Below are 23,118 nucleotides of genomic sequence, written 5' to 3' on the forward strand. Positions count from 1 at the left end.
TGTGGTAGTGTAAAAAAAGAATTGTGCAATTTTAGCTAAACACGAATGAATCGACTGAGCAAAGAAGACCTCGCACAAATGAACCGGGACTACTTCCAATCACTGGATAAACAGAAATTGGTAGAAGTGGCGGGGAATCTTCATTCTCTGGCAGTCGAACAAATAGAAAAATTAGAACAAAACTCAAGCAATAGTTCCCTACCCCCATCATCAGACCAATTTAGAAGCACATCTTCTTCGGAGTTAGAAGAAAAACAAGAAACGGGGAGTGAAACTTCTGTTTCGCAGTCAAAGCAAGAAAAGAAGGAAGTTTCAGAAGAAAGCGAGAAACCGAAAAGCAAGGGATTTGGGAAAAAATTACCGGGAAAGCAAAAAGGAGCTAAGGGAATATGGCGGACAACACCCTTGGTTGCCAGTGAAATAGTTGCCCATCATCCAGAAACTTGTGCATCATGTAACAGTTTGTTAGAAATAGACTCCGATGCAAAACCCCACATGGGTTATTACGTATTAGAACTAGAAAAATTAGATTCTGGAATTGAGGTAAGATGTACGCTTCATCACTATTATCAAGCAACTTGCTCTTGTGGACACCACACAAAAATAAAGCCACAATTCGGTTACGTTTCGGTAGTTGAAGGAAGAAGTAGAGATTTATGCTTACAGGAATATGGACTTGTTGGTCCGATGCTGGCAACGTTTATTGCTTCTCTTGCGATACGATATCGAATATCTCGACCCAAAATTAGAGAGCTACTGGATGATTGGGTTGGGGTATCCCTTTCGGTTGGTACAATCGACCGTTGTATTCGAGAAGTGGGAATAGCTTGTTCCCCGGTAGTTGAGGAATTAATTGAAGAATTGCAATCGGCAGAAATAATCCACCTTGACGAAACACCCTGGTATGAAAAGGGGAAATATCGATGGTTATGGGTAGCTATTACAAGTACAATTGCAGTTTTCCACATCGGTAGTCGTCGCAAAGAAGAATTGTTGTGTCTGATAACCTCAGCATTTGTGGGATGGTTAGTAACTGATGGCTATGGGGCTTATATTAATTACCCTAAACGCCAACATTGTTTAGCTCATCTCATCCGCAAAGCGATCGCTTTGACCGAAGCTGTAGATCGGGAGGTAGCGGATTTGGGGCAGTGGCTATTAGAAGAACTAAGGGAACTAATACATGAGCTTGCCACTGGCGACGGGGATAAGGATGAAACCGACTCAAACCCCGCTCGCCTTTATCGAGTCTGCCGATTGGCTACGGGAGTCGAGCATACCAAGTTAAAAGCTCTAGCAAAAGAGATTTTAGCTGACTGGGATGCTGTGGTTGCGTGTTTTTATCATCCACAATTACCACCGACCAATAATGAAGCAGAACGGGCTTTAAGACATGCTGTTATTGCCCGACGTATTAGCTATGGAACTCGCACTAGTGAAGGTAGTTTAGCTTATTGCTCTGTTTTGAGTGTTATTGAAACTTGCAGGCTGAGAAAAGTTGACCCTTGGAGTTATATTGCTCAAGTTCTAACCCAAGCTCGTAGAGGTATAAAACATCCTCCTATTCCTGTTGCTTCTTAATTCCTTTTTATTGGGGGAGAGTGAAAAACTACCCTACATATACTTAAATTTTTAAGTGCAAAGCACAGGCTACGCCAACAAAAATAAAAGCTGCGCTTAAATATCCAAACTATTAGACTTTATTTAATCTAAACCTCGTCGATAATTAAACCGGGAGTTTTTTGAGCGATTTAAATGCGTCATTGCGTAGACGCGCAGCAGCTTCCCGGAGGATCGCAAGTAGACGCATACGCCTCTTAGCGTACTTACAGAAGCCCGTAGGACTGGCTACGCCTACTCCAGGTTTTGATGGAAAACTACGTTCTCAAGATAGACGAGGTTTACATTCCTAAATCTGCCCGTCATTCAGTTAAATTTGGAAACCAATTTAACCAAGCATCCCATGTTTTTACTAATTCTGAAAACTCTGTATACCCTCCTGCGCGAGGATGTGAGCCGTCATTACCTCTAATTTCATCTTTCCAAGTCTGTGATTTTTCTAATATTGAAAAAACATCAAGATAAGGTATTTCTAAACGTTTACAAGTCAACTCAAAATGCTTGGATAATTCACGTATTTTGTGGTTATGCTCTAACTCTAAAACTGGTGGTGGACTCACCATTAAAACGGGATATAATGCCTTCGTATTTTTTAATATTTCACGAGTATGAATAATAGAATTAACCAGAGAGACGCGAGTTGCATCATTTTTTATAAAAGTATCATTCACCCCGAAAGAAAATACAACTCTCCCGTCACATTCCTGCGGCAAACGATATTTAAGTTCTTGTAAGTAACGCAGCTTTAACTCTGTGGTTGTTTCCCCTCTCACACCTAAATTGTAATATGTAATATTGTTACCTTTGCGATTTACATCAGCACAAACTCGACCTGTCCAACCCAGGCACTCTGGATCACCAGTACCATTAACAAAGGATTCACCTAAAAAACAAATTCTCGCTTGAGAGGATTTTTCAGAGTTCACTGTTAGAAAGGATTATGGATAAATATGATATCCATATTAATAACATATTAATAAAAGGAGAGGTAAATATCTACCTCTCCCATTTCAATGATGAAAACGAATTAAATATCTACCGATTGCTTAACTAGACACAGATTTAGTATCTGTAACCACCTTGATTTGGTTTGTGAACAATAAAGCTGAGAATTTGGCACTGCTTAACGTTGTCAAAACCAACTACGCGGATGTAGTGATTAGCATACTGAGAACGACATTGTTGAACTTCACCCAAAACTTCCTGAGTGGTGCGTGAATTGAACAAAGGCAATTTCCACATTGTCCAATAGCATTCTGTAGGTTCAGAAGTTTCGTTAAATTCAATTCCGGGAATATAACCTTGATCCAAGATGTATTGAACTTGCTTGGTGATTTGAACGTCGGTTAAAGGAGGAAGGTAGGATAGGGTTTCGTAACGACGCTCTTTTGGTAAAGTTTGCATGATTTGGGTGTAATGGGTTGTGAAGGTTTGAATTTTTGAAGAAACTGAAAGTTAGGTTTCTATACTTTCATCTGCTTCTATAGTTGGTTGCTGATCTGTTTGGGAACTAGGATCAGAAAGAATAACTTGCGTAACCCGTTCAAGATGCTGACGACGATGTTCCATATTTGATTGCTGAATACCTGTTTGCACCATTTCTGGCAAGTACTCGGCAACTTCTGCGGCTATGTGTTCCCGCACTGTCATAATTCGCAGTGCTAACTCAGGTTTTTCTTGAAACAACTGCTCAATAAAGGCTTCCCCGTTTTGGACTTTACCTGATGAAAAGTTATGCAGCCAAAATGCCAAAGGGGGATTTGTCTCGTCTAACTGGTTGTAAACTGTCCGCATTGCCTGATATGTCAGGTAACTTTGCAACGTTTTTGCCGTATCTTTCGCAATCTGCTTGATATTCATTTCTGACCCCAGCCCCAAATGACTAAGAAGTTATAAGTAAAAAGTAAAAAGTAAGAAAAATTAATCTTTTACCTTTTACCTTTGTACTTTTACCTGTTGGATCAGACTGTATCCATTGCCTCGAACTCGAACTTGATTTCTTTCCACAGTTCGCAAGCAACAGCCAATTCTGGAGACCATTTACAAGCTTCACGGATTACGTCGTTACCTTCACGAGCCAAGTTACGACCTTCGTTACGTGCTTGGATACAAGCTTCCAAAGCAACACGGTTTGCGGTTGCACCAGGTGCATTACCCCATGGGTGTCCTAAGGTACCACCACCGAACTGAAGTACGGAGTCGTCGCCGAAGATTTCAACCAATGCGGGCATGTGCCATACGTGGATACCACCGGAAGCAACTGCCATTACTCCGGGCATGGAAGCCCAGTCTTGGGTAAAGTAGATACCGCGCGACTTGTCTTGTTCTACGTAGTTTTCACGTAGTAAGTCCACAAAGCCCATGGTGATACCTTTTTCACCTTCGAGTTTACCCACAACGGTTCCGGTGTGGATGTGGTCTCCACCAGACATGCGGAGGGTTTTAGCTAATACACGGAAGTGGATACCGTGGTTCTTTTGACGGTCGATTACCGCGTGCATGGCACGGTGGATGTGTAGCAAGATACCATTGTCGCGGCACCAGTGAGCCAAGGTGGTGTTAGCGGTGAAACCTGCGGTGAGGTAGTCATGCATAACGATAGGCATTTCAAGTTCTTTAGCGAACTCAGCCCGTTTCATCATTTCTTCGCAGGTAGGAGCGGTAACGTTGAGGTAGTGACCTTTGATTTCGCCGGTTTCTGCCTGTGCTTTCTTGATTGCTTCTGCTACAAACAAGAAGCGATCGCGCCAACGTTGGAAGGGTTGTGAATTGATGTTTTCGTCATCTTTGGTGAAGTCCAAACCACCGCGCAGACACTCATATACAGCGCGTCCGTAGTTTTTAGCAGACAAACCTAATTTTGGTTTGATTGTACAACCCAACAAAGGACGACCATATTTGTTTAATTTGTCGCGCTCTACTTGGATACCATGTGGAGGACCTTGGAAGGTCTTCAAGTATGCTACAGGAATCCGCAAGTCTTCCAAACGCAATGCACGCAAAGCTTTGAAACCAAACACGTTACCTACAATCGAGGTCAACATGTTGGTTACAGAACCTTCCTCGAACAAATCGAGGGGATAAGCAATATAAGCAATGTATTGGTTATCTTCACCAGCAACTGGTTCGATGTCGTAGCAACGACCTTTGTAACGATCCAAGTCAGTCAGCAAGTCTGTCCATACAGTTGTCCAAGTACCAGTAGAAGACTCAGCCGCAACAGCCGCACCAGCTTCTTCGGGTGGCACTCCAGGCTGAGGAGTCATCCGGAATGCAGCTAAAATATCTGTATCTTTAGGTGTGTAATCTGGAGTGTAATAAGTTAATCTGTAATCTTTTACCCCAGCCTGATACCCTGATTTGGCTTGAGTCTTAGTTTGAGCGTAAGACATGGTTTCCCTTCCAACAAGTCACTACTTTATAATTTGCAAGTCACGTAAAGGCGCATCCGTCCATCCCTTGATACCTACCCACTTTGGCAAACACCAAAGGCAAACACCAAAAAAGAAGAATTCCTAATTCTGTCTCACTTTCCAACATCTAAAGTTACAGCATGGATACTTTAACCATTGAACTTAATCGCCAATAATCTATTTCCATAACTACCAACTCACAAGGGTTAATCACCCTTATTTCTTTTACCGATGCTTCCAAAGAAAAGCTCTTTATCTTTAATTCTCAATAATCAGCTAAATCTTACCGACTGAATCAACCCTCTCTTACTTGACGGAGGTGATTACTGCTGCCCCTGCTTTGCCTAACTTGAAAAATCGTCAGATTTGGACTCACTGGAAATTTTCTGGCTCCGACCAACTCTGTTTTTCTAACTTTGGCATGACAAAAGGCAAAAACTTGACTTATCGATGAGATTTAGGGGACTGGTGAGTGAAGGACAAATTGCACAATACGTAATTGCAGCTAGTTATACAATATAGCAAGAAATGCATAAGTTATTCTTTGAATCTTTTTAACTTTGTAATTTAAATTTCTTATTAAAGAATTTTTTTATCTTTTTGTTACAAACTGTTTACATAGTGCAGATTTAAAGGTAAAAACTACACATTTTCAACTTTTCTTCAAAAATAAATTGTCAATTCTTGATAAACATGTAATAAAACTGCAAACTTTGGGAACACTGATCATACCCTAGCGCCAAATTTTGATCTGGCGATGGTTGCTGTATCCTAAGGAAAGTAAACCGTGATTTTTACCCGTAAGTATTTAAATTTAGTCATAAGTTCAGTTTTTGGGACTTTTTTGGCTTTAAATTGGTTAAATATAGCTGTAATTGCCCAAAATGTACCTGAAGTTAATGATCCAGGCGAATTAACACCTAGTTATCCAACCTCAGCACCACCACCACGAGATGAAAACATTCCTGGTGGTGCAGAAGTAGACTACCGTGTGAATGCCTTACAAACAGATTTCACAGGTAATCTGTGGGTAGGTTCTTGGCGGAGCTTATCACGGATTGACCCCAACACAGGCAGAATTTTGGCAAGAGTGAATTTGCCAAATTTAGCCATAGGGGCATTAGCACAGGATAAAGTTGGGCGTTTGTGGGTGGGAACTTACGAAGGTTTGAAACGTATAGATTTACAAACAAATGAAATTACGGCTCAAAATCTGCTGCTACCTTCCAAAAGAGTTTTATCTTTATTAGTTGACAAACGTGGTTATATGTGGACGGGTACTGATAACGGATTAGCTTTAGTGAGTCCAGATCAGGGTTTAATTATGACAACAGTCAAAAACCTACCTGGAGTTAGTGCTAATGCCATGACATTAGATGCAGATGGACAACTTTGGGTAGGAACTTTAGATGGATTGGTACGAGTCAATACTGCGAATGCACTGATTTTAAAACGTATTACTAATTTACCTGGCACTAATGTCCAAACCTTGGCAATTAGTCCCCAGGGATTGATTTGGGCAGGAATGCCAAATAATCTTTTGGTAATTAACCCCAAAAATGGCATTGTGTTGAGGTCTGTGACACCTTTACGTGGTAAAAACGTAACATCTGTTCGTTTCGCTAAAGATGGTAGTGTTTGGGTTGGTACTAGTAATGGTTTACTCAGGTTAAACCCGAATACTGGGGCTGTTTTGGATCAAGTTGCAGGTTTACCGTCAAGTCGTGTTCTTGCGCTTGCTCCCGATACAGGTAATAAACTATGGGTTGGTACAAGTGAGGGTTTAGCTTGGTTAATGCCAAAAATGCCTAAAGCTAAGTCACATTTAGCTTTTAGTCGGGAAGTGAAGTAAAGCATAAGGATTACCAGTGTTTAAATACCTGACTTATGAAAGAAGTTAGGTATCTTTGGATGAATTGTTTAATATTTCCCCTCCCCATCAATTCAAAATTGACAGACTATATAGTTAATTATTTCAAATTAGGTACTTGCCTTTATGCCAGTCACCATCCAACAGTTAATTCAGTGGAAACAAAAAAACCGTCCAATTGTAGCGTTAACAGCGTGGGATTATATTACTGCCCAACTTATTGATGCTGCTGGTGTGGATTTAATTTTGGTTGGTGATTCTATGGCAGCTGTATTGGGGTATGAAAATACACTACCAATCACTTTGGAAGAAATGTTATTTCATGCCAAATCTGTGCGGAGAGGGATTAAGCAAGCTTTGATGGTGGTAGATTTACCATTTTTGACGTATCAAGAAAGCGTACAGCAAGCAATGCAATCGGCTGGGAGGGTACTGAAAGAAACAGGAGCACAAGCCGTTAAACTCGAAGGTGGATATCCAGCGATCGCTCAAACAATCGAGCGCTTGGTACAGGCGGGAATCCCGGTGATGGGACATGTGGGTTTAACTCCCCAATCGGTTCATCAATTGGGGTTAAAGCAGCAGGGGAAAACCGATACCGAAAGTGAAAAGATTTTAAAACAAGCGATCGCACTTGAGGAAGCAGGTGCATTTTCCGTTGTTTTGGAACATATTCCCAATGAGTTGGCATTACAAATTACTCAAAAACTCAGTATTCCCACTATTGGGATTGGGGCTGGAGTGCATTGCGATGGTCAAGTTTTAGTCACTTCAGACTTATTGGGACTTTCAGAAAGACAACCGCCATTCGCCAAAGTTTATACAAACTTACGCGAACAAATTACTGAAGCGGTGGAAGCATATAGTCTGGAAGTCAGAGAACAAAAGTTTCCACAGTAAATCAGTGATTCAGTTATCAATTAGTAGTTATCAGCTTGAATTCAGTAGATTCTAGATTGTGTTAGTTATTGGGTATATTGATTTCCCTGTTTACTGTTTACTGTTTACTGTTTACTCTTCACTGTTTACTGTATGCTGAGAATCCAAGTACCTATGTAGCGCGATAGTGGTACATCTCCAGGTGATTGTACAGAACAGTGGAAGTAATACATCCCGCCAAAAGAAGGATTTTTCACATTCGACAGAATAATTTCAACATTTTTACCAGCTGGGATAGCTTCCTGGGGAAAAATTTCCAAGACGTGATTATCTTTATCCCATTTTACTTCTGATAATGCGATTTTCTTGTCTCCAGCTTTGACTTCAATTTTTTTCGGATCGAAAGTACCCTTGTAGTATTCAGGGTATCTGATGATAAATTGGGCAACAGCAACTTTTAACTTTTTATTGGAAATTCTGAATCGGTAACGATCCCAAGCGTTAGATTGTCCGCCAAAATCTGTGCGATAACTAAGTTGATTTTCACCTTTGACACCACCGAACAATATCAATCCAGATTGAGCTAAACTAACAGCAGGTACTCCCGCTAGTAAACAACTGGTTATTGCAAGGGTGGAAAATAAACGACGCATTACTAAGCTCCTATGGCAGAAATTAAGGTTGGTGTGTAAACAGGCAGTTAGACTTCTTTACTAAACTTTACTACTGACTTACCCTATTTTGACGTGCAATTACCGGAAAAAGTGCCTAGTTGCAGAATTTAGTTCTCAAAATCAAGATTCAGTCAGCTTTGAACATCAAATGTGTCAAATCGGGTGCTGATTTTCAAGTTTGCTTTTTTCGTAATTAAAGTTGGTGGCAGCCATATTTGACTGAGACAGATATATATTACCAAATGTAAATCATAGTATCGTTTTTCTGATGTTTTATGCTTAAGTATAAAACTCTATCCTCAAAATATCCAAATTCATTGGTGTTGACGCTAATTGAAGTGTAGAATTCCCCTCTGTAGCCTAATGAGGCAAAAATAACTTTAATGTTGATAAATTCTTGTCACTTTTTACTTGTGTTATCCAAAATTTTGAGGTTTTTCACTATTTACTAACTAAGTCGGCAGAAATAAACAGTTTAAACCCTTACCCCTACTCCCTACTGCCTTGCTCTAATTACAATTTTCAACGCCGACCTACTTATTTGGTTTAGCAGCCAAATAATATTTAGACTTTTTTTAGATTTCATTTACATTTTCATGGTGATTATTATAGATGTAATTTAAAGTTATATTTAGTTATGTAAAAAATAAATAAAAAAGATGTCAATCCCTAAAAGAAGTTAAAGAGAAACATAAAAAAAATGGGGATCGAAATACCATAGGCAATAAGTAGCTCTTGCTGTTAGCAAACGGATTTAGATATCCTACTTCAACAGGTTTCTGACTTTACTTTTACAACTATTTCTAACTTGGCTCGAATTGAGCTAACTTGAAACGGGAGTAAGGAAAGAATCCGGGTAAGCCAAGGATTGAGCATTTTTGCATCGGCGTAATTCGTGCGCTGATTTGCTCATTAAACTTTATAGCTGGAATTACTAGATATGTTTCTAGAGGAGCAGATTGGATGAGAATTGCTGTTGCCAAAGAAATCGAAGTTTGTGAACGTCGTGTAGCGATGATTCCTGATGTTGTGGCAAAACTTGTTAAACAGGGATTAGAAGTTTTTGTAGAAGCAGGTGCAGGAGAAAGATCATTTATTAGCGATGCGGCATATGAAGCTGCTGGTGCCACAATAACTGCTGATACAGCGAAAATTTGGTGTGAAGCTGATATTTTGCTGAAAGTTAGTCCACCGCAAATTCGGGATGATGGACGTTCGGAAGTAGATTTGCTCAAAGAAGGAGCAGTTTTAATTAGCTTTTTGAACCCTTTGGGAAATCCAGCGATCGCACAACGGCTGGCAGAGCGTAAAATTACTGCCATGAGTATGGAATTGATTCCCCGCAGTACCAGAGCGCAAAGCATGGATGCTTTATCTTCCCAAGCATCGATTGCGGGGTACAAAGCTGTGTTGATAGCAGCAGCAGCATTACCCAAATACTTCCCCATGCTGACAACAGCAGCCGGGACAATAGCACCCGCCAAAGTATTTATTATGGGGGCAGGGGTCGCTGGCTTACAAGCGATCGCCACAGCCAGAAGAATGGGTTCCATCGTGGAAGCATTTGATATTCGTCCCGCAGTGAAAGAAGAAGTCCAAAGTTTAGGGGCAAAATTCGTTGAAGTGAAACTTGACGAAGAAACCACCGCAGCAGGTGGATATGCAAAGGAAATCTCGGAAGAAAGCAAAAAGCGCACCCAGGAATTAGTTGCACAGCACGTCAAAAATGCTGATGTTGTTATTACTACCGCTCAAGTACCCGGTAGAAAAGCACCATTACTAGTTACTGAAGAAATGGTAATGCAAATGAAACCCGGTTCAGTTATTGTTGATATCGCAGCTGAACAAGGTGGAAACTGTGCTTGTACCGAACCAGGTAAAGATATTATTAAACACGGTGTCACCATCATTGGTCCCATCAACCTACCATCATCAGTACCGGTTCACGCCAGCCAATTGTACGCCAAGAATGTCACATCATTACTTCAACTAATGGTGAACAAAGAGAAAACCTTGGAAATCAACTTTGCCGACGACATCATCGAAGCAACTTGTATTACCCATGGTGGAGAAATTCGCAACGCACGAGTGAAAGAAGCATTGCAAACCCCAGCAGCTAAATAGCACACAGCAGTTAACAGAGATTAGGATACGGTGTACGATTTCAACCCATCCAAATCGCTGCTAACTGGCAGCTTGTATCTCAATTCCGCTCACTACGGCTAAGTATAAACTAGACACGATCTTCCTCAGTGACCACAGGTAAGATAACTGTTCACTGATAACTGTTCACTGATAACTGATTTTCCTATGAACGAAGCATTAATCGCCGCACTTTTTGTATTTGTACTCGCCTCATTTACTGGGTTTGAAATCATCAACAAGGTTCCCCCAACCCTTCACACCCCCCTGATGTCAGGTTCCAACGCCATCTCTGGAATCTCAGTTTTAGGCGCAATTGTCGCATCCGGTGCTAGGGAAACAAACCTTTCAGTAATTCTCGGATTAATCGCCGTCATCTTAGCAATGGTAAACGTCGTTGGCGGCTTTTTAGTAACAGATAGAATGCTGCAAATGTTTAAGAAAAAAGCAGTTTAATTCCTCTGAATTTCCCTTCACCTTTCAAAAAAATCCCAACCAAATCAAACATTAAAAATGACAGACTTTCTCCCTAGTGGAATTCAGCTAGTATATCTAGTTGCCGCATCATTATTTATTCTGGGTTTGAAAAAACTCGGCTCCCCCGCAACCGCAAGAAACGGTAACATCGTTGCCGCAGTGGGGATGTTGTTGGCAGTAGTCGCCACCATGCTCGACCAACATGTCCTCAACTATGAAATGATTTTAATCGGGTTAGCAATTGGCTCCATCATTGGTGCCATTGGAGCCTACAAAGTCCAAATGACTGACATGCCCCAAATGGTGGGTTTACTCAACGGATTAGGTGGTGCCGCATCCGCACTAGTTGCCGTTGCCGAATTTTGGCGGTTACTGGATGCAGGTGTAACCATACCCCTTGATGTCAACATCTCTATGCTGTTGGATGTATTAATTGGTGGTGTCACCTTCACCGGGAGTATGTTGGCATTTGCCAAACTCCAAGGTTTAATTAGTGGTACCCCAATTACATTTCCACTGCAACAACCCTTCAACCTAATGCTGTTAGGAAGCTACATAGCGGGTAGTGCCTACTTAGTGGTACACCCTGACAGCCTCCCCATATTTCTGGCTGTAGTTGCCGTTTCCCTCGTGTTAGGTGTAATGTTTGTCATCCCCATCGGTGGCGGTGACATGCCTGTGGTAATTTCACTATTGAACTCGTTATCCGGTATCGCCGCATCTGCCGCTGGTTTCGTGGTGATGAATAACATGTTGATTATTGCTGGTGCTTTAGTTGGTGCATCAGGCTTAATCCTCACCGAAATCATGTGTAAAGCCATGAACCGCTCATTATTTAGCGTGTTGTTCAGTGCTTTTGGTTCAGCTTCAGCTTCCGGTGGTGGTGCTGCTGCGGGTGGTACAAGTAACAAAACAACACGAAGTATTGATCCTGAAGAAGGAGCGATGATGTTAGGTTATGCTCGTTCAGTAGTAATTGTCCCTGGTTATGGGATGGCAGTAGCCCAAGCACAGCATAGCGTTCGGGAATTAGCAGATCAACTAGAACGGATGGGTGTTGATGTCAAATATGCAATTCACCCCGTTGCTGGCAGAATGCCAGGACATATGAATGTGCTTTTAGCTGAGGCAAATGTCCCCTACGAGCATTTGCATGATATGGAAGATATTAACCCTCAGTTTGATCAAACAGACGTAGCTTTAATTATCGGTGCAAATGACGTAGTAAACCCCGCAGCCCGAACCGACAGCAGCAGTCCAATTTACGGAATGCCAATCTTAGACGTAGACAAAGCCAAACAAACCATCGTTATTAAGCGGGGGATGAGTGCAGGTTTTGCTGGTGTGGATAATGACTTGTTTTACAAAGATAAAACCACAATGTTGTTTGGTAGTGCCAAGGAGATGGTAGCGAAGTTGGTTGCTGAAGTAAAACAACTTTAGGGAATTCTGACCATTTGAACTTCTAGATATTAGTAGGGACACAAAATTTTGTGTCCCTACTGATTTTTGGGTAATTAAAATTATATTTACATCGGATATTTTTGTAGGGTGTGTTACGGCTATGCAATATTTTGAGAGTATGAGTAAGTCAGAATTTGCCGTAACGCACCAATTGATTGGTGCGTTACGACGCATTTAGATTGTCGTTCAAAGTGACATACAGTCAACGTCTAACGCACCCTACGATTCTCTGCTTTTTAGGAAATAAAAAAATTTAGGATTTACGCACTATACAAATTCACGAAAACAAGAGATTTCAGCTTTGGTGCAGTAACTTGTTAGGTTGTGGACTGAATCAGAGAAACACTACAATCGCCATACTTTTTTTAAGCTTTGTAAAGAAGTTTCTTGACGTTGATTAATCACTTCTGGAGTCCATTCAGTTTGGTATAAGACTTGGCTTGTTAAGGCAAATGCTGAAATACCTGTTCCACTAAAAAAATATTTTTCTTTCTTCTTGTCAAAATCATAGTTTTGTGCTTCGGAATTCTTTTTCCGAGATAGCAAAACCAAGTTGCCTATACGATGTACATACTGAATACGCTCTTCCTCATTTGGAAAACATTTCAGCCATATACTATCTTGTTTTGGATTTTGAGGAAGTACATGTTCAATTGTAACAACTGAGTGGTCGTGACTTGCTGCTCCGTCAGAAAGAGCGGAATCAAGACGTAATAAAACATATCGGCTAATTTTGTAGATTAGGTATAAATCTCCATCAAGAGTTTTGATTATGCGATCGCACTCATCAGAAGTCAACTGTAATGGGGAATCAAGCGCATATAAATCAGCATTGTTTTCAATAGCAGTAAGAAGTCTTATGTATCGACTGGTACGAGCATTTATATCTGCACGTAAAATCATCAAACCTGCTGCTAATCTTTCCAAATCAGTGAAAAAACGTCTCAGTTTATCGGGGTTATGGTAGTTTTGAGAAAAATACAAAATTGCTGGTGGAATCCAGTCAAAGTTATCTATTTGATTTAGCCATCGGAACAAAGAGTTAACAACCTTTGCGTCTTCACCATGACCCCCATAATTTGCCTTCTTGATAATTTCTAAAGCATCAGAATAGGGTTTTAGTACATCATCAATAAACTTCTGTGGTTCTTTTTGAGGCTTTATATGATTACGAAATTCCTTGAGGGCAGTCTCTTGCAGTTTAGCCTTGCGACGAATCATGCGAATGTGAGAAAATAGCTCTTTAAATGTATCACGACCCAAATCTTCTTCCTCACCTTCCCAAATCTTTGTGTATTTTTCCTGTTCTGATGAAGAAATGGCTCCAATAATATCTGATTTCAGAAGATCAGGGAGGCTGAGATCTAAACCACGGGAATTAAGAACAGAAAATATGCGATACGCTGAATCAATATCAGGTGTAGAAACAACTACTAAAAAGCAACGAGTGATTAAATACTGAATAAATTTTTCAAGTTTATGCTCATCAATTGTTTTTAATTCTTCAATTAAATGCCTTGTATTCGCTTGGATATTTTTTTGGCTATCTGTTAACAGCGAAGCATTAAGAGCTAAAAGATCATCTAAACTTTCTGCATTTTGTATGTATTTACGGAAAAAATCTTCATCTCTCTCACGTAGTTTCAGACGATAGCGATCACCTATACCTGCGACTCTTTTCCCTTTTTGATAAATATATTCTGTAATTTCTGATGCACTTTCAGAATTTGCTAAACTCCGTAGAACAGCCAAAAGAATCGTAATAGTTGTCAATCGTTGTTGTCCATCAACTACATCAGCTTCAGGAGCGTCATCACTCTTAATCAAAACTATGCTGCCTAGAAAATAGGGGTTTGCGTCAGCGACAGATTCAGAACCATCTCCTAAGAAGGACAGTAAGTCGGCTAACAGTTCACCTGCTTCTTCAGTTGTCCAAGCGTAGGGACGTTGGTAAGCTGGGATGGAAAATGTAAAATCGTTACTAAAAACTTTGAGCAGTGGTTTTTCGGTAGCATGAATGGCGACTGACATAGGATTCCAATTACTGACTAAGAATAAAGTTTTCTTGCGAAAGACAGCAAGAGGTTAAATATGTGTTTACTTTGCTGTCTGTCATTAATATGGTTCCCATAATCAAAGGTCGTCTAACTTATATACTGTGGTAACGACTACAAGATAGGTTATGTATGGTGTTTACCCTAACCTAACTTTATCTGTTATGCGATCGCGTAAATTACTTGTGTACCTCTATATATGCTCTAAGTAGCGATTTTTATTACTTGAGTTAAAGAAAATATACGTATCAAACTATGAGCAAATTTAAATATCAAATTAAGTTTGATCTAAGCACTAGCAAATTCTGTTAACTTCCGTTCCTGTGCTGGATAAAAAGCCAACACAATATCTTGATGGGGAACCCCCAATTTTACAAGTTCATTTGCAATTCCTTCTTCCGTCCAATCTTCTTCAATCCAAATTTTTTCATTTTTGATCCGAAGATGAATATTTGTTCCTTTTAATCTTTTTTTACCTTGCCAACCTATATATACCCAAAGATATTGGTCATGTTCTGTATCAAAAATTAAGCTGTTTTCATATTCTTCATTCACACTAGCCGCAGCCCAATTTTGGTATTCTTGCAATATATTTTTAATATAATTTCGATAATTATCTAGCTTATCCATTGGATAATTTCCTCTTGCTCAATGTCAACAACTATTAGATTTAACTGATTTTGCTGAAGAGTTAATTGAATTGATTTGCGTTGAAAAAAGTTTTCATAGATACTATCTTTTATTGCTAAATATAATTTATACTCTGGCTCTGTAACTGCAAGTAAATTTCGATACAATATATATTGACCAAGTGCCAATTCAAAATCTCTCATTAATGATGGACTAATAAAACTTTTGACTTCAACAATTATTATTTGCCCATGTCGCTCTACTGCTACTGGTTTCTCGGCTGCTAAATCGGCGAATAACTCTGCATCTTCGTACTTAATTGTGTAAGGGTCAGCAATAATTGTCCAACCATCTTTAATCAGAGCGTTCTTAATGGCATCATGATAAATATCTTTTGCTGGCATTTTGACGACAGAGTAAGTATTACGTGTCAATGGCAAGTATTATCTTCATTATGCCCCTTCTACAGATAAATGGAAGACCTGGAAGTCCGTCTTTCCGTGTATCTCGGCTTCCGACAATCCTAAATATCCATTTTACTTACTATGGTGGCAAGATTTATATCTCCTTATGCTTTTGTCACCATATTGTGTAATAATCCGATTGCTGAAACTAGTACGCGAGTAACTGTGCAATCCACGGATAACATAAATGATCTGGCTGATGCGCTGCAACAGCCGGCTGAACTGGACTTTGAGCTTCCTGATCCGGAAGATGAAGGTATTCCTGAGGCTGATTTTCTCCAACAAGTTGAGGTAGCTTGGCAGGTATGCGATCGCTTTGATTTACAAACAGAGATTTGGCGGGGTAGAATTCTCCGTGCGGTACGTGATCGGGAAAAAATTGGTGGTGATGGACGCGGTACTGGTTTTCTCCATTGGTTGAAGGAACGGGAAATCAGTAAGAGTCAGGCTTATGGCTGGATTCAATTGGCTAATAGTGCTGATACTCTTCTCCAAGAAGGTAAAATTCAGGCGAGTTCGATTAAAAATTTTAGTAAACGGGCTTTTGTGGAAACTGCCAAAGCTGCACCGGAAGTGCAACAAATGGTGGGTGAAGCGGCACAAAAGGGTGATAAAATTACCAGGCGTGAAGTTAAGCAACTTGCTGAGGAATGGACAGCGATGTCCAGCGATTTGCTACCGGAATCGGTGAAGGAAAAAGCTGCTGATAATTCTCTCCCTCCCCGTTATATTGCTCCTTTGGTACGGGAGATGGAAAAGTTGCCGGAAGTCCATCAAGTTGGAATTCAAGAAGATATTGCCGCTAATCCTGATTTGGATACTTTGAAACAAGCCACCACCGAAGCGCGGAATTTGGCAAAATATCTCAAGGCTTCGGCACAGGTTCAAGCTTTGACTCAAGACAATGTGAATGTGGAAACGGCTTTGGTGGAAGCACAGAGAATTGGTTGTTTAAATGTGGCGGCTGATTTGGTAAATCAAGCTTCTCAGTTGGAACAGATGATTGCTAAGTTGTATATGACTTGGAAGCGTGTGGGGAATTTGGCGGATCGACTATATGTTGATACTGGTGCCAGTACACCACACTTACGTTCTTTGTTAGAGAGCATAGAACCGTTAGGAAGTCAAGTAATGTCAATTAGTATTGGCAGTCCAACTGATCGGACAATTCGTTTACAAATTCAAGAAGAAGAATAGTGCCAATATAAAGCAATACAGTTGAGTTAAAGAAACTTATTCAGGCAGGGTAAGAGAGGACTTAACTTAACCGTATTGCGATCTCAAGCCATTAGGGACTTGCAATTAAATAATATACCGATATACCAATCAGACTTTACCGTTTTATACTGGATTCAGAGTTTTCATCTGGTACTTTATTTTGACGCTAGTCCCTTACAAGATAGAAAAATATTATTAGGATTCGTCGAAGCTGGCAAGTCTACGCGATCGCATCTAGCACAGATCGATATATTTACGAAGTCAGATGAAACAACAAAATTGTGATTATTACTAGTCGAGACAAAACGATTAAACTGTAGAATCTAAAGAATCAGAGCTTAATCGCTTCATTTTCAGGACTTACAGACTTAGTGAACACTATAGCCGTTAGTCCTGTCACTCAACTGATTGCCAGGGGTATTAAAGGTTAAACTACCGAACTCTGACAGTTAGGATAGATTCTGGTTAGATTTTGGATTTTTGCAAAAATCCAAAATCTCAAAACTCAAAATCAAGCACTACCTGTGAAGGTGACTTCAGGAAACTTTAATTGGGCTTCAGCCATCGGGCGATTTCTGCCTTCTTCTTGCCAGTAGTTAATTACTTCTGTACCTTTGTTTAGCAGTTCTACACGATCGACATCAGTAATCCAATGCTTGGATTCAAGTTCCTTTTTCATTTCTTCCCAGGCATCATTGCGGGGCCAGAAGAAGTACTTTGTTAAAGGGCTAGTGCCTTTACCGACAACTTGATCCACAGCCAAGGCGACATTTTCGTCTAACCACAGGATCTTTAAAATAAACTTGGACAAACAAACCTCCGTTGGATTCCGGGGAATAATAACTAACGTTACCACTTATGTTGAAGTGGCGCTGCGATCGCTTATTCTAACCCAAGATTCCACCTCGTGGTTCAAAAATCATTTTATAGATTAAGAATTAGGTATGCAGCATTGCTGACAATATTCTTTCACACCAGCAATACAGCAGCCACCCATCTAGTTCCCACCCCTAAACCATGACTGAAAAATCCATGATTAATGCCATTGTTGTTTTCGATATTGATGGTGTCATCCGTGATGTATCCGGTTCTTATCGCCGCGCTTTAGCCGATACTGTAGAACATTTCACCAACGCTGCATATCGTCCGACACCAGTAGACATTGATCAACTCAAATCTGAGGGTATTTGGAATAATGACTGGGAAGCCTCTCAAGAACTGATTTACAGATTTTTTGAAATTCAACAACAATCCCGCCAGCAGCTACAACTTGAGTATGAAGCCGTTGTGGCATTTTTCCAATCTAAATATCGCGGTACTGAACCCCATCAGCTAACTGGCTACATCTGCGATGAACCGTTATTACTCCAGCCAAAGTACTTGGAGTCTCTAACCACAGCGGGAATCAAATGGGGCTTTTTTAGTGGTGCTACCCGCGTTTCTGCCACTTATGTTTTAGAACAAAGACTGGGTTTATCTAAGCCAATTTTAATCGCTATGGAAGACGCACCCGGAAAACCTGATCCTACAGGTCTATTTGATGCTATTCAGGATTTAGAAGTTAGTACAGATAATTTGTCAACAGTATTTTATGTTGGTGATACGGTAGCAGATATGTACACTATCCTCAAAGCCAGAGAATTAGAACCCCATCGCAAATGGGTTGCTGTGGGTGTGCTACCTCCCCATGTTCAAAAAACTGCTTCCCGTAAGGATGAATATGCAGCATCCTTAATTAATGCGGGAGCAGATATTGTATTTTGTAATGTTCAGGATTTGACCCCAGGAAGGGTAATGGAGTTGGCTTAGGAACTGACGGCGAATATGAGATTAGTAGGGTGTGTTATGGCTTTAGCCCAACGCACAATAATTCGGAAGATGGTGCATTACATTTTGTGATAACACAACGCCAGTCACCTTATGTCGGGGAACTCGCCAACAGTGCTGGCTCCCCTACGTGTGTTTCATAAATCAAATATGAGTCCTATATGAGGTAAGTAGCATCAATTAGTTTTAAAAATTGATGTCACACCAGAAAAAATAGCATCTTTCGCATCTTTAAAACCCTGAGAAATTGAGCGTTGATTTTGTAAGAAAACCCGCGCACAATTGCGTCCCGGCATTCCGGAGATTGAGCCACCTGGATGTGTTCCAGCACCTGTTAAAAACAGATTATCAAAGGGGGTCTTGTAGTTAGCAATTTCTGGCAGAGGACGGAAGAATACCATTTGATCTAATGTCATATCAATATGGTAATAATTGCCTTTATAAGCTCCCAATCTTTCACCTAATTCTGCTGGACTTTCCACACGACGGGCAATAGTTGCATTCTTTACATTGGGTGCATATTCTGCTAGCTTATCAATTACCCGATCGGCAACTTTATTTTTCAATTCATCCGTCCAACCTGTGCCTTTTAAACCAGTTCCTTCTGCACCTGCTATTTGATAGGGGGCAAAGAATTCAATCCATAGTGTGTGTTTGCCTGGAGGTGCCAAACTGGGGTCTAAGGCACTAGGCATGACAACATACATTGATGGATCACTATCGGGAATTTGACCTAAAGTACACAAACTATGGGCTTGTTCCACATGCATCATCGAATCGGCAATTAAAATCGAACCAGTGAGATATTCATCTTTGTGTTCGTGGTGGGGAAAATGTAGCGGTTCATCTAATGCTAAATCTATTTTGAGGATAGTTTCATTATTATTTACGATTCGTCTTTTTAATCGTTCCCATAATTCCGAATCGACTGCATCAACTTCGTTTTTATCAATCATTTGCATAAACAAACGTTGAGCATCAATATTAGAAATTACTCCATGTTTGGCAGCATATTCTTGACCTCCGTTTACCCTCACACCAACTGCTTTGGCATCATCAATTAAGATTTTTTCTACATGTTGATCTGTGAGGATCACACCACCTAGAGATGTGACTAAATTCACCAATGCTTTAACTAATGCACCTGTTCCCCCACGGGGTCTAGCCATTCCTGGATTGTGACGCATTGCCATCATCATCACACCAATTGCCATATTTTTTTGGGAAGGTGGTGCGCCTAATTCTGCGGCTAATCTGGAGAGTGGTGCTTTGAGAAATTCTTCATCAAACCATTCGTTAAGAATATCCTCGGCACTGGTTAACATTGTCCTGATAAAATCTAATGTTTTTGCAGGGGAACCAATTACCGAAAGTAAGTCTTTGACTTTGCCCAAATCATAATTTCCCGCAATATCAATAATTGATTTTGGGGGTGCATTAAACATGGGAATCATCGCGCTGATTGTCCGTTGCCATAAATCGGTGAATTCTGCATATTTTCTGGCATCGCGCTGATTATAACGGGCGATTCCGGCACAGGTTTTTTCAATAGATTTATGCCCTAGGAAATATTTACCATCAGGGTGGGGACAAAACACAACTGGATCGCATTCGAGATATTCTAAACCATATTTTGTCAGTTCTAATTCTTCGACAACTGGTCCTAGATGAATAAATTCGTGGTCAATTGCACATAAATTAAACTTAAAACCAGGTGCTTCATTGGGGATACATTCTTCTGTAGTTGCAGCACCACCAGGAACAGAGCGTTTTTCCAAGAGTAAGACACTGTAACCTGCTTTGAGCAAATATGCAGCACAAACCAAACCGTTGTGTCCAGCACCAATAATCACAACATCATATTCTTGCATAGTTTTTGGTTTTAGCGATCGCGTCTTTTCGATATTAGAGGTTGGTTTTTGGGGTTACATCGTTCGCTAGTTATAAAATTTATTTACAGCGACAAAACCTCATTTTAATTTACCAGTATCTACCAAAAAACGCGCGCACTGTCCCTAGTTTCTAGCTATCTTTGACAAAAACTTAGTATCAAACTAGAGAAACCCTGTTTCTAACCCGACTTCTTTGGGAAATCGGGAATTTATGAATTTGTTTGGCTACTGAGATTCTCCTAAAGAGATGGCACGTTGTAAATTAGCATAGGCACGGTTGTAATCTAGAACTGCGGTGACTCGGTTTCCTTCGGCACGGGTAAGATCGTTTTCAGCGGAAATTACATCAGTTTGAGTACCAATTCCCGACTGAAATCTTAAACGTGATAGTCTGAGGGCTTCCTGTGCCTGTTCCACGGCAGCACCAGTAGTTTGGACGTTTTCCAGGTTAGATTGCAATTGGGTGTAATACTGCTCAACCTCGAAGCGAACCTGATTACTTTGGTTAACAAAGTTGGTTTCAGCGATCGCTTTATTCAACCGTTGCTGTTTTGCTTGGGCGCGAGCGGCTCCACCGTCGTATAAATTCCAACTAGCTTTCACTCCCACTGAATAACCATCAGTACCGCTGGCGTTATCATTATACTGATCCAACACATCATAGGTAGCAACTAATGCTACTTGAGGTCCCAATTGGGAAAGTGCTTGTTTACGTTTTTGTTCGCTGATGTTGCCTTCGACAATTCGTTGTTGCAATTCTGGACGATTTTGCAAAGCTTGAACTACACTTTCTTCTAGTTTTTGGTTCCACAATCCTGCTACCTTCACCGAATCAGCAGCACTAATTGTCAATGTGGGGGGAAGATTCAGCAAAGCTGCTAATTGTCGTCGAGCAATTTGCTGTTGCGATCGCGCATTGGTAAGATCCTGTTGAGCATTGGCTAAATTAACTTGCGATCGCAAAACGTCAAATTTGGTACCAACACCTGCACTTTCCAAAGATTGAGAATCTCGGAAACTTGCCTCGGCATTTTCCACAGCAGCTTTGGTGATGCGTACCCTCTCATCACCTAGTTGCAAATCGTAGTAGCGGAGGGTGACATTTTGGCGGATTTCCTCAGCTTTACTTTCCACTGCCAACTTATCAAAGTGTAGTTGTTCTTCAGCTTGACGAATTGTTGCCTGTCTACGTCCAGAAGTGTAGATATTATAGGTGAGTTTAGCTTGACCATTAAAGGCTGTGACAGCTTGATCCGATTGTGGTGCAGCTACCCCCCGTTCTACTGATAGTTCATTACCGGGAGATTCGCTTTTAGTTATATCCCCGTTCAAAGTAATATTAGGATATAGTGCCGCCTTCGCTTCCTGTAACCCAGCTTGAGAGCGTTTCAGCCCTAAAATCGCCGCTTGTAACTCCGGGTTTTGCCGTTGTGCGATCGCTAAAACCTGTTCTAAGGATAATGCTTGGTTTTCCCGAATTTTTACCGCTTCTGCTGACTTAGGAAAATTCAGATTGCGATCGCTAGATGAGGATTTACGTTTATGCTTATGACCATGCCCCTGTTTGAGTTTCTGGGGATGGGAAACCTCATCAGGTGCTGAAAAAGTCACAACTTTAGTTGGATTTGCAGCAATCAAATCAGCAGCACGTCCAGATACTTGTAAATTGCCTGCTTTTGCCACTGTTGAAGTGTTCTGGGTTTTTTCTACCTGTGGAGGAGTTTTTGCCTCAGTACCTTTAGCTGCACCTGGAAACGCAAATGCAATTGCAATACTCCAAAACAGCAAGCGTGGTGCAAACATAACCCAAGAAGAATGCAAGGGAAATCGAAATAAATCTATTGACATGACAGTTTGAGGAGGTCATTTTGTTGATTGATGCTTCGACTTCAAAGGGGAGAACCAGTTAACAGTTATCAGTTAACTACTAGGGTACTTGTAGGAGTAGAGCCGGAAAAAGTGTACCGGAGGTAAAGTAGCTGAGGTCTGATCAGGGATTCCGAGATCACCATCAAATCCCCATCGATAGCAACCGAAGTTACTAATTTGTGGTGTTACGGCAATATAAAATTTAAAGATAGATAAAAGCCGTTCCTAGCTGACATTCTTGAGCTTAAGATTAGTATTACCTATGGTGATGCAGATTCGGAATTACAGCGACAGATTCAGATACAGAATACTCACCAAGTTTCCTAGTAGGTAAGGAGTCGCTGCCACCGTCGCCAGATGTATAATTCCTCATATGTGATAGATTTTTTAACTTTTAACCTTTACCTTATACTATTAGATTAATCCCAAATTATCTTAAACTTTAATACTAATTCTCAACTCGGATTTTAGAAACCATCAAGAATACTCAGTACACACTTGTAACCAAGTTTAATCAACATCAGGATTTGAACATTAGTTTTATAGCTTAGGAACGACAATTTAATAACATGCAATGTTGCTCGAATATGAAATGGTGCGTTACGCTGCGCTTACACACCCTACT

The 23,118-nt window shown here is 40.6% G+C and carries 19 protein-coding genes; 8 read left to right on the forward strand and 11 right to left on the reverse strand.

Going from position 1 to position 23,118, the window contains the following annotated elements:
- The first annotated feature begins 45 nt into the window (after window positions 1-45).
- Entirely contained in the window at window positions 46-1,581 is a 1,536-nt protein-coding gene (gene tnpC, locus CAL6303_RS14810; RefSeq protein WP_015198617.1) for an IS66 family transposase, read from the forward strand.
- 341 nt (window positions 1,582-1,922) lie between these two features.
- Here the strand turns inward: tnpC and CAL6303_RS14815 are convergent, their stop codons facing one another.
- The 4 genes from CAL6303_RS14815 to CAL6303_RS14830 form a co-directional block, all read right to left on the reverse strand.
- Entirely contained in the window at window positions 1,923-2,546 is a 624-nt protein-coding gene (locus CAL6303_RS14815) for a GDSL-type esterase/lipase family protein (protein ID WP_015198618.1), read from the reverse strand.
- A 136-nt stretch (window positions 2,547-2,682) separates the two neighbouring features.
- Window positions 2,683-3,024, reverse strand: coding sequence for a ribulose bisphosphate carboxylase small subunit (locus CAL6303_RS14820; protein ID WP_015198619.1), 342 nt, complete (start codon window positions 3,022-3,024; stop codon window positions 2,683-2,685).
- 51 nt (window positions 3,025-3,075) lie between these two features.
- Window positions 3,076-3,480 carry a RuBisCO chaperone RbcX gene (gene rcbX / locus CAL6303_RS14825; protein WP_015198620.1) on the reverse strand — a complete coding sequence of 135 codons (405 nt, stop codon included), beginning with the start codon at window positions 3,478-3,480 and terminating at the stop codon, window positions 3,076-3,078.
- Window positions 3,481-3,581: 101 nt separating this feature from the next.
- Entirely contained in the window at window positions 3,582-5,012 is a 1,431-nt protein-coding gene (locus tag CAL6303_RS14830; protein WP_015198621.1) for a form I ribulose bisphosphate carboxylase large subunit, read from the reverse strand.
- A gap of 808 nt (window positions 5,013-5,820) precedes the next feature.
- Here CAL6303_RS14830 and CAL6303_RS14835 point away from each other — a divergent pair.
- Window positions 5,821-6,885 carry a two-component regulator propeller domain-containing protein gene (locus CAL6303_RS14835; protein ID WP_015198622.1) on the forward strand — a complete coding sequence of 355 codons (1,065 nt, stop codon included), beginning with the start codon at window positions 5,821-5,823 and terminating at the stop codon, window positions 6,883-6,885.
- Between the two features lie 144 nt (window positions 6,886-7,029).
- The gene (gene panB / locus CAL6303_RS14840; protein ID WP_015198623.1) at window positions 7,030-7,803 is read left to right on the forward strand and encodes a 3-methyl-2-oxobutanoate hydroxymethyltransferase; all 774 of its coding nucleotides are present in this window, start codon (window positions 7,030-7,032) and stop codon (window positions 7,801-7,803) included.
- A 125-nt stretch (window positions 7,804-7,928) separates the two neighbouring features.
- Here panB and CAL6303_RS14845 read toward each other — a convergent pair whose 3' ends face one another.
- The gene (locus tag CAL6303_RS14845) at window positions 7,929-8,435 is read right to left on the reverse strand and encodes a DUF2808 domain-containing protein (protein ID WP_015198624.1); all 507 of its coding nucleotides are present in this window, start codon (window positions 8,433-8,435) and stop codon (window positions 7,929-7,931) included.
- A 984-nt stretch (window positions 8,436-9,419) separates the two neighbouring features.
- Here CAL6303_RS14845 and CAL6303_RS14850 point away from each other — a divergent pair.
- The 3 genes from CAL6303_RS14850 to CAL6303_RS14860 all read left to right on the forward strand — a co-directional run bounded on the left by CAL6303_RS14850 (window position 9,420) and on the right by CAL6303_RS14860 (window position 12,518).
- Window positions 9,420-10,580: a Re/Si-specific NAD(P)(+) transhydrogenase subunit alpha gene (locus CAL6303_RS14850; RefSeq protein WP_015198625.1), complete on the forward strand. Its 1,161-nt coding sequence runs from the start codon at window positions 9,420-9,422 to the stop codon at window positions 10,578-10,580.
- Window positions 10,581-10,766: 186 nt separating this feature from the next.
- Window positions 10,767-11,054 carry an NAD(P) transhydrogenase subunit alpha gene (locus CAL6303_RS14855; RefSeq protein WP_015198626.1) on the forward strand — a complete coding sequence of 96 codons (288 nt, stop codon included), beginning with the start codon at window positions 10,767-10,769 and terminating at the stop codon, window positions 11,052-11,054.
- Between the two features lie 57 nt (window positions 11,055-11,111).
- On the forward strand, window positions 11,112-12,518 hold the full coding sequence (locus CAL6303_RS14860; RefSeq protein WP_015198627.1) for an NAD(P)(+) transhydrogenase (Re/Si-specific) subunit beta: 1,407 nt from the start codon (window positions 11,112-11,114) through the stop codon (window positions 12,516-12,518).
- A gap of 366 nt (window positions 12,519-12,884) precedes the next feature.
- Here the strand turns inward: CAL6303_RS14860 and CAL6303_RS14865 are convergent, their stop codons facing one another.
- The 3 genes from CAL6303_RS14865 to CAL6303_RS14875 all read right to left on the reverse strand — a co-directional run bounded on the left by CAL6303_RS14865 (window position 12,885) and on the right by CAL6303_RS14875 (window position 15,627).
- Window positions 12,885-14,570 carry a DUF262 domain-containing protein gene (locus CAL6303_RS14865; RefSeq protein ID WP_015198628.1) on the reverse strand — a complete coding sequence of 562 codons (1,686 nt, stop codon included), beginning with the start codon at window positions 14,568-14,570 and terminating at the stop codon, window positions 12,885-12,887.
- 311 nt (window positions 14,571-14,881) lie between these two features.
- On the reverse strand, window positions 14,882-15,223 hold the full coding sequence (locus CAL6303_RS14870) for a XisI protein (protein WP_015198629.1): 342 nt from the start codon (window positions 15,221-15,223) through the stop codon (window positions 14,882-14,884).
- The gene (locus CAL6303_RS14875; protein ID WP_015198630.1) at window positions 15,211-15,627 is read right to left on the reverse strand and encodes a XisH family protein; all 417 of its coding nucleotides are present in this window, start codon (window positions 15,625-15,627) and stop codon (window positions 15,211-15,213) included. The genes CAL6303_RS14870 and CAL6303_RS14875 overlap by 13 nt, the downstream gene beginning before the upstream one ends.
- A gap of 225 nt (window positions 15,628-15,852) precedes the next feature.
- Here CAL6303_RS14875 and CAL6303_RS14880 point away from each other — a divergent pair, with 225 nt between their 5' ends.
- Window positions 15,853-16,884: a hypothetical protein gene (locus tag CAL6303_RS14880; RefSeq protein ID WP_041740611.1), complete on the forward strand. Its 1,032-nt coding sequence runs from the start codon at window positions 15,853-15,855 to the stop codon at window positions 16,882-16,884.
- 532 nt (window positions 16,885-17,416) lie between these two features.
- Here the strand turns inward: CAL6303_RS14880 and CAL6303_RS14885 are convergent.
- A complete protein-coding gene (locus tag CAL6303_RS14885; RefSeq protein ID WP_041740613.1) occupies window positions 17,417-17,716 on the reverse strand; it encodes a 30S ribosomal protein PSRP-3 in 300 nt (99 codons plus the stop codon).
- A gap of 206 nt (window positions 17,717-17,922) precedes the next feature.
- On the opposite strand from CAL6303_RS14885, the gene CAL6303_RS14890 reads away from it, so the two are divergent.
- Window positions 17,923-18,714: a TIGR01548 family HAD-type hydrolase gene (locus tag CAL6303_RS14890; RefSeq protein WP_015198633.1), complete on the forward strand. Its 792-nt coding sequence runs from the start codon at window positions 17,923-17,925 to the stop codon at window positions 18,712-18,714.
- 194 nt (window positions 18,715-18,908) lie between these two features.
- Here CAL6303_RS14890 and crtO read toward each other — a convergent pair whose 3' ends face one another.
- The gene (gene crtO, locus CAL6303_RS14895; RefSeq protein ID WP_015198634.1) at window positions 18,909-20,603 is read right to left on the reverse strand and encodes a beta-carotene ketolase CrtO; all 1,695 of its coding nucleotides are present in this window, start codon (window positions 20,601-20,603) and stop codon (window positions 18,909-18,911) included.
- A gap of 246 nt (window positions 20,604-20,849) precedes the next feature.
- The gene (locus CAL6303_RS14900; RefSeq protein WP_321572279.1) at window positions 20,850-22,427 is read right to left on the reverse strand and encodes a TolC family protein; all 1,578 of its coding nucleotides are present in this window, start codon (window positions 22,425-22,427) and stop codon (window positions 20,850-20,852) included.
- Window positions 22,428-23,118 lie beyond the last annotated feature (691 nt).

The organism is Calothrix sp. PCC 6303, assembly GCF_000317435.1.
Classification (GTDB): Bacteria; Cyanobacteriota; Cyanobacteriia; order Cyanobacteriales; family Nostocaceae; genus PCC-6303.